The organism is Streptomyces sp. SP18BB07 (assembly GCF_036322545.1).
Classification (GTDB): domain Bacteria; phylum Actinomycetota; class Actinomycetes; order Streptomycetales; family Streptomycetaceae; genus Streptomyces; species Streptomyces deccanensis.
The window spans coordinates 20,994-27,928 of sequence record NZ_JAQYWT010000323.1 but is presented as its reverse complement, the minus strand read 5'-3'; the positions used below and the strand labels follow the sequence as shown (position 1 = coordinate 27,928).

The following is a 6,935-nucleotide window of genomic DNA, read 5'->3' as shown; positions in this document are numbered from 1 at the left end:
GCGCCTGCTCGACGGCGTACTCGTCCAGCTCGGAGAGCAGACCGTCCACGTCGTCACGGTCGACGGTCAGGTCATCGGCGAAGTGCCGGTCGCCAGTGGCGTCGGGCACGTACTTCACAGTGACAACGATCCTCAAGCTCACGCCGGCTCTCCTACTGCATCGTCATTTCTGGGCTGCCTTCTTCCAGGCAGCATAGGCGCCTGAAGCGGCCGATCCCGACCGGGGCGACCCGCGCTCCGATCGAAATATTACTCGCCAGTACGACACCTACGTTCCCGCATTGCGTGCCCGCTAAGCAAGCGCTTTGAACTGTGAGTTAGGCAACCCTGCGTAGTCGGACGGGAATCAGTCTCGCAGACCGTTGAAGCGGCCCTGGTGGTACAGCAGCGGCCGGCCGGCGCCCGACGGATCGCCCACGACGACCTCGGCGAGGACGATGCGGTGCTCCCCGGCCGGGACGCGCGCCACCACCCGGCAGACCAGCCAGGCGAGCACGTCGTCGAGCACGGGAACTCCCTCCGGACCGCTACGCCATCCGGTGGGCGCCCCGAACCGGTCGGCGCCGCTGCGGGCGAAGGTGGCCGCCAGCTCCCGCTGGTGCTCCCCGAGTATGTGCACGCCGATGTGCTCGGCCTCGGAGATCACCGGCCAGCTGGAGGCGCCGGTGCCGATACCGAACGAGAGCAGCGGGGGGTCGGCGGAGACCGAGCTGAGCGAGGTGGCGGTGAAGCCGACCGGGCCGGTGGCTCCCCGGGCCGTGATCACGGCCACACCGGCGGCGTGGCGGCGGAAGACGGAGCGCAGGAGGTCGGGGGAGGCGAGCTGGGGCGAACCGAGGCCGGAGGTGGCCGTCATGGAGCTGTCCTTCTGCTGGAGTCGACGTGCGGGTCCGTGAGAGCTCAGGTTCCCGGACAGCGCGAACTCGCCGTGCGAACCAGGAACGCCCTGGACATGACGTCACGCTCGAAGCGAAGGGTTACTCGGGACATACGGTCAGGCTGACGATGGGTGACGCGTACAGTCAAGTGCGTTCCGGAATGCGGCTTCACACGGCCTCCCCCAGCGCGGCGATCACATCCGCCTTGCGCGGCTGACCGGTTGCCCTGCGCACGATCCGGCCGTCGGCGTCGAGCACGAGCACGGTCGGCGTCTTGAGGATGTCGAGCCGGCGCACGAGGTCCAGGTGTTCCTCGGCGTCGATCTCCACATGGGCGACACCCGGAACCATTCCGGCCACCTCGGCGAGCACCCTGCGGGTCGCCCGGCAGGGGGCGCAGAAGGCGCTGGAGAACTGCACCAGGGTGGCCCGTTCGCCGAGCCCCTCCCCCAACTCCGCCGCGCCGACCCGCTTGTCGCCGTCCCGCCCGCGCACCCTGACTCTCCCGCTCCGCCGCCGATGCAGCACTCCGTAGGTGCTCGCCGCCGCGAGCACCAGCCCACACACCACAAGTCCGGTCACAGCGTGCTTCAGCGTTCACGCGACCGCAAAGATTCCCCCCTCCCCACGGAGATTGGCTTACGGAATGCTTGACGCATGGACATCGATGTGAGGGGCCCGCGCTTCGGGGCCGCCGTGACGACCGTGGTGCTGGCGGTCGCGCTGATCACCGGCAGTGCCTGGCTGCTGGCCTGGCAGACGTTCGCGTTCGCGCTGGGCGCGGCGGGCGGAGTGGGGCGTTCGCCGTACGGCTGGGTCTTCCGCACGCTCGTCCGACCGCGCCTCGGCCCGCCGACGGAGTTCGAGGCGCCGGAGCCGCCGCGGTTCGCGCAGGCGGTCGGGCTGGTCTTCGCGGCGGCGGGCCTGGTCGGCTTCACGGCGGGGCCCGAGTGGCTGGGACTCGCGGCGACCGGCGCGGCACTCGCCGCGGCCTTCCTCAACGCCGTGTTCGGGTACTGCCTGGGGTGCGAGATGTACCTGCTCGTCCGGCGGGCGACCGTACGCGCGCGGTGACGGTCGGGTGAACGCCCGGCGGGTCGATCGTGTGTCCGACGTGACGAGAATCTCGCCCCTGGCCGGCACCAAGACTGGCTACTCGTACGTTCTTGGGGCACGATCTGCGAGATGCCGTAAACCTACGGCTGCGTAACCTCCCGCCGGGAGACCCATTCCCAGGCAGAGAGAAGGGTCCACTCCGCCCATGGCAGAGCTTGTCTACCGCCCCGCGATCGGTCTCGCCCAAACCCTGTTCAAGGTCTGGGACCTGAAGATCGACCTCAAGGGGACGGAGAACATTCCGCGCTCGGGCGGCGCGGTGCTGGTGAGCAATCACATCGGCTACCTGGACTTCATCTTCGACGGCCTGGCGGCACTGCCGCAGAAGCGCCTGGTGCGTTTCATGGCCAAGGAGTCGGTGTTCCGGCACAAGGTCTCCGGTCCGCTGATGCGCAACATGCGGCACATCCCGGTCGACCGCAAGCAGGGTGAGGCGGCCTACACCCACGCGCTGGCCTCGCTGCGCTCGGGTGAAATCATCGGCGTCTTCCCCGAGGCCACCATCTCGCAGTCGTTCACGCTGAAGACCTTCAAGTCGGGTGCCGCCCGGCTGGCCCAGGAGGCGGGCGTCCCGCTGATCCCGATGGCCGTGTGGGGCACACAGCGGCTGTGGACCAAGGGCCACCCGCGCAACTTCAAGCGCAGCCACATCCCGATCACCATCCGGGTCGGTGAGGCGATAGAGGCCTCCAAGGACAAGTACGCGGGCGCCATCACCCGCCAACTCCGCGAGCGGGTGCAGGAGTTGCTGGAGGCGGCCCAGCGCGCCTACCCGGTCCGCCCCAAGGGCCCGGACGACACCTGGTGGATGCCCGCCCACCTCGGCGGCACGGCCCCGACCCCGGAGCAGGTCCGCGAGGCCGAGGCCCGCTGACGCGGCGCTAGAGCGCCACGGGGAGCGCCCTCCACAGCTGCCGCCGGTCCGGGGCCGCGCGGAGGGCGCCGAGCACGGCCGGGTGCGGCGCGGCGTGCAGGGTCGGATAGTCCACCTCGCCCAGGGCCGGGTCGGGCACCCAGGCCAGCCGCTCCCCGGTCAGTGAGAAGCGGGCGTCCACACCCGGCTTGTTCCCCCGGGGGTCCTGGCGGTGCCAGGCGCCGTTGAAGCGCACGGCGACCAGACCGTGGACGACGTGTCCGTCACCGTCGTCGTGCGCCAGCCGCTGGTAGCAGAGCGCGGTCGGGATGTCCTCGGCACGCAGCAGCGCGGCCAGGGCGTGGGCCTTGGCGTAGCAGATCCCGGTGCGCTGTTCGAGGACGTCGGAGGCGCGCCAGGTGACGCGCGGATCACCGGCGTCCTGGGAGTGCGTGATGCCGTCGCGCACGTACTCGAAGGCTGCTTGTGCATAGCCATACGAGTCCGCCACCGTCTCGGCCAGGTGCGCGGCCGTCCGCCGTACGCGCGGATGGTGATGGTCGATGACCTCGTCGGCCACGAGGTAGGCGGACAGGTCGGGGGTTTGTTGGATCAGCTCCATGCCCGCAGAGCATAGGAAAACGATCACCCGAGAGTCAATGACTTTTCGGGTGACCGTATATCTATGCATGCTCCGTCAGCGGGCCATCTCCTCCTTGAGGGCCGCGACGAACCCGTCCACGTCCTCCTCCGTCGTGTCGTAGGAGCACATCCAGCGGACGTCACCGGCCGCCTCGTCCCAGAAGTAGAAGCGGTGGCGCTTCTGCAGCCGCTCGCTCACGTCGTGCGGGAGACGGGCGAAGACAGCGTTGGCCTGCACCGGGTACAGGATCTCGACGCCGTGGACCGCGCGGACGCCCTCGGCGAGCCGCTGCGCCATCTCGTTGGAGTGCCGGGCGTTGCGCAGCCAGAGGTCCTTCGCCAGCAGGGCCTCCAACTGCACCGACACGAAACGCATCTTGGAGGCGAGCTGCATGGACAGCTTGCGCAGATGCTTCATCCGGCGCACGGCGTCCTGGTTGATCACGACGACCGCCTCGCCGAACATCGCGCCGTTCTTGGTGCCGCCCAGGGAGAGCAGATCGACACCGACCGCGTTGGTGAACGTCCGCATCGGCACGTCCAGGGAGGCGGCGGCGTTGGCTATCCGGGAGCCGTCCAGGTGCACCTTCATGCCGTGCGCGTGGGCGTGGTCGCAGATCGCGCGGATCTCCTCGGGCGTGTAGAGGGTGCCGAGTTCGGTGCTCTGGGTGATCGAGACGACCTGCGGCATCGCGCGGTGCTCGTCGTCCCAGCCGTACGCCTGCCGGTCGATCAGCTCGGGGGTGAGCTTGCCGTCGGGAGTGGGCACGGTGAGCAGCTTCAGTCCACCGACCCGCTCGGGCGCCCCGCACTCGTCGACGTGGATGTGCGCGCTCTCGGCGCAGATCACCGCGCCCCAGCGGTCGGTGACGGCCTGGAGCGCGACGACGTTGGCGCCGGTGCCGTTGAAGACGGGGAACGCCTCCGCGGTGGCACCGAAGTGGCTGCGGACGATCCGCTGGAGGTTCTCGGTGTAGTCGTCCTCGCCGTAGGAGACCTGGTGCCCGCCGTTGGCCAGGGCCAGGGCGGCGAGCACCTCGGGGTGGACCCCCGCGTAGTTGTCGCTGGCGAAGCCGCGGACCTCCGGGTCGTGATGGCGTCGGGCGTCGGTCTTCGGAGGGTTCACGGCTTGTCGGTCAGCCACAGACGGTTTCCGTTCACTTCGGCAGCGGGCTTGTCCCAGACCCCGGCGATGGCCTCGGCCAGGTCCTTGACGTCGGTGAAGCCCGCGAACTTCGCGTTGGGGCGGTCGGCGCGCATCGCGTCGTGCACCAATGCCTTCACCACCAGGATGGCAGCCGCGGAGGTCGGCCCGTCCGGCCCGCCCGCCTTGCGGAAGTAGTCGGCGGTGGCGAGCGTCCACGCCTCGGCGGCGGCCTTGGCGGCGGCGTACGCGGCGTTGCCCGCGGTGGGCTTGCTGGCGCCGGCCGCGCTGATCAGGACGTACCGGCCGCGCTCGCTGCGCTGCAGGGCCTCGTGGAAGGCGAGGGAGGTGTGCTGCACGGTGCGGATCAGCAGCATCTCCAGGAAGTCCCAGTCGTCGAGGCTGGTCCTGGTGAAGGTCTCGCTGCCGCGCCAGCCGCCGACGAGGTGGACGAGGCCGTCGACCCGGCCGAAGTCCTTCTCGATACGGGTGGCCCAGTCCCGGGTCGACTGCAGGTCGAGCAGATCGACCGTGTCGCCGACGACGGTCGCGCCGCCGTGCGCGTACCGGGCCGCGTCCACGGCCTCGGAGAGCCGCTCGGGGTCGTTGTCGGAGCCGACGACGATCGCTCCCGCGTCGGCCAGCCGCAGCAGGGCCGCCCGGCCGGCGGGTCCGCCCGCGCCGGCCACCGCGATCACCGCGCCACTCAGTGCACCGTTGCCGTTCTGCATGGTCTCCGCCTCCTGAGCAGCGACTGGAACGTCCGCGAACCGGGCGCTCACGCGGCGGCCCGCTCGGCGTCCGCCGCGGTGATGCCCTTGGTGGAGGCGATCACGGTCTTCAGCTTCTTGGCGAGCGCCTCATAGAACATGCTGAGCGGAAACTCGTCCGGAAGCACGTCGTCGACGAGTTTCCGCGGCGGCTGCGTCAGATCCAGGGCGTCCGGACCCTTGGCCCAGCGGGAGCCGGGGTGCGGGGCGAGATAGGTCGCGACCAGCTCGTATCCGGCGAACCAGTGGACGAGCTTGGGGCGGTCGATGCCGTCGCGGTAGAGCTGCTCGATGTCGGCGCAGAGCTGGTTGGTGACCTGCGGGGCGCGCTGCCAGTCGATGTACAGCTTGTTGTCGGTCCAGCGGACGACGTCGTGCTTGTGCAGGTAGGCGAAGAGGAGCTGCCCGCCGAGGCCGTCGTAGTTGCGGACCCGCTCGCCGGTGACCGGGAAGCGGAACATCCGGTCGAAGAGCACGGCGTACTGCACGTCGCGGGCCTGCGGGACGCCGTCGGCCTCCAGTTTCACGGCCTCCTTGAAGGCGGTGAGGTCGCAGCGCAGCTCCTCCAGGCCGTACATCCAGAACGGCTGGCGCTGCTTGATCATGAAGGGGTCGAAGGGCAGGTCGCCGTGGCTGTGGGTGCGGTCGTGGACCATGTCCCACAGGACGAACGCCTCCTCGCAGCGCTTCTGGTCGTGGACCATCGCTGCGACGTCCTCGGGCAGTTCGAGGCCCAGGATGTCGACAGCGGCGTCGGTGACCCGGCGGAAGCGGGCGGCCTCGCGGTCGCAGAAGATGCCGCCCCAGGAGAAGCGGGCCGGGGCCTCGCGCACGGCGATGGTCTCCGGGAAGAGGACGGCCGAGTTGGTGTCGTAGCCGGCGGTGAAGTCCTCGAAGGTGATGCCACAGAACAGCGGGTTGTCGTAGCGGGTGCGCTCCAGCTCGGCCAGCCAGTCGGGCCAGACCATGCGCAGCACGACCGCTTCGAGGTTGCGGTCGGGGTTGCCGTTCTGCGTGTACATCGGGAAGACGACCAGGTGCTGGAGGCCGTCCGCGCGGTTGGCGGCGGGCTGGAAGGCGAGCAGCGAGTCGAGGAAGTCGGGCACCTCGAAGCCCCCGTCGGCCCAGCGCCTCAGGTCCTGGACGAGCGCCTCGTGGTAGGCGGCGTCGTGCGGCAACAACGGGGACAGCGCCTCGACGGCCTCGACGATCTCCCGTACGGCCTGCTCGGCGGCGGCCGGAGCGGGGGCCCGCTCCGCGTCGAAGTCGATGGAGCCGTCCTTCGACTGCCATGGCCGGATCCGCTCCACGGCGTCCTTGAGCACGGGCCAGGCCGGGTGATCCACCACCCTAGCGACCGAAGGAACAGCGTCCTCCGCACCCATCTGCACAAGAATTTCCGTCATGACCCCATCCTCCACGGGAGAACCTTTCGTAAGGACACCGTACGTAGCGAGGCTTCCTCACCGCAAGACCGATCATGAGCGGCCCAGCCGGAAATCTTCCCGCCACACCCAGCACCTAACCGCTGA

Annotated in this window: 8 protein-coding genes and 1 pseudogene; 2 read left to right on the top strand and 7 right to left on the bottom strand. The window is 69.7% G+C overall.

From position 1 onward, the window contains the following. The 3 genes and pseudogenes from PUR53_RS23880 to PUR53_RS23870 form a co-directional block, all read right to left on the bottom strand. Window positions 1-142: pseudogene (locus tag PUR53_RS23880) on the bottom strand (electron transfer flavoprotein subunit beta); the annotation flags it as partial. A gap of 204 nt (window positions 143-346) precedes the next feature. Further along, a complete protein-coding gene (locus PUR53_RS23875) occupies window positions 347-856 on the bottom strand; it encodes a flavin reductase family protein (RefSeq protein ID WP_329895533.1) in 510 nt (169 codons plus the stop codon). Window positions 857-1,046: 190 nt separating this feature from the next. Next, window positions 1,047-1,460: a thioredoxin family protein gene (locus PUR53_RS23870; RefSeq protein ID WP_329895532.1), complete on the bottom strand. Its 414-nt coding sequence runs from the start codon at window positions 1,458-1,460 to the stop codon at window positions 1,047-1,049. Window positions 1,461-1,535: 75 nt separating this feature from the next. Between PUR53_RS23870 and PUR53_RS23865 the strand changes: the two genes are divergently transcribed. Beyond that, window positions 1,536-1,952 (top strand): DUF4395 domain-containing protein, encoded by a 417-nt coding sequence (locus tag PUR53_RS23865; protein ID WP_329895531.1) that lies wholly within the window; start codon window positions 1,536-1,538, stop codon window positions 1,950-1,952. 187 nt (window positions 1,953-2,139) lie between these two features. Beyond that, window positions 2,140-2,868 (top strand): lysophospholipid acyltransferase family protein, encoded by a 729-nt coding sequence (locus tag PUR53_RS23860; RefSeq protein ID WP_329909601.1) that lies wholly within the window; start codon window positions 2,140-2,142, stop codon window positions 2,866-2,868. Between the two features lie 7 nt (window positions 2,869-2,875). On the opposite strand, the gene PUR53_RS23855 is transcribed toward PUR53_RS23860, so the two are convergent. The 4 genes from PUR53_RS23855 to PUR53_RS23840 all read right to left on the bottom strand — a co-directional run bounded on the left by PUR53_RS23855 (window position 2,876) and on the right by PUR53_RS23840 (window position 6,809). Continuing rightward, window positions 2,876-3,469, bottom strand: coding sequence for a transglutaminase domain-containing protein (locus PUR53_RS23855; RefSeq protein WP_329895529.1), 594 nt, complete (start codon window positions 3,467-3,469; stop codon window positions 2,876-2,878). A gap of 75 nt (window positions 3,470-3,544) precedes the next feature. After that, window positions 3,545-4,615: a threonine aldolase family protein gene (locus PUR53_RS23850; RefSeq protein WP_230216820.1), complete on the bottom strand. Its 1,071-nt coding sequence runs from the start codon at window positions 4,613-4,615 to the stop codon at window positions 3,545-3,547. Continuing rightward, a complete protein-coding gene (locus PUR53_RS23845) occupies window positions 4,612-5,364 on the bottom strand; it encodes an SDR family NAD(P)-dependent oxidoreductase (RefSeq protein ID WP_184898010.1) in 753 nt (250 codons plus the stop codon). The genes PUR53_RS23850 and PUR53_RS23845 overlap by 4 nt, the downstream gene beginning before the upstream one ends. Before the next feature lie 47 nt (window positions 5,365-5,411). After that, on the bottom strand, window positions 5,412-6,809 hold the full coding sequence (locus PUR53_RS23840) for a DUF6421 family protein (protein ID WP_329895527.1): 1,398 nt from the start codon (window positions 6,807-6,809) through the stop codon (window positions 5,412-5,414). Window positions 6,810-6,935 lie beyond the last annotated feature (126 nt).

Bases quoted from the DNA above. Each gene is read 5' to 3' on its own strand.
- PUR53_RS23875 (WP_329895533.1), bottom strand. From the start codon at position 856: ATGACGGCCACCTCCGGCCTCGGTTCGCCCCAGCTCGCCTCCCCCGAC.
- PUR53_RS23865 (WP_329895531.1), top strand. From the start codon at position 1,536: ATGGACATCGATGTGAGGGGCCCGCGCTTCGGGGCCGCCGTGACGACC.
- PUR53_RS23860 (WP_329909601.1), top strand. From the start codon at position 2,140: ATGGCAGAGCTTGTCTACCGCCCCGCGATCGGTCTCGCCCAAACCCTG.
- PUR53_RS23855 (WP_329895529.1), bottom strand. From the start codon at position 3,469: ATGGAGCTGATCCAACAAACCCCCGACCTGTCCGCCTACCTCGTGGCC.
- PUR53_RS23845 (WP_184898010.1), bottom strand. From the start codon at position 5,364: ATGCAGAACGGCAACGGTGCACTGAGTGGCGCGGTGATCGCGGTGGCC.
- PUR53_RS23840 (WP_329895527.1), bottom strand. From the start codon at position 6,809: ATGACGGAAATTCTTGTGCAGATGGGTGCGGAGGACGCTGTTCCTTCG.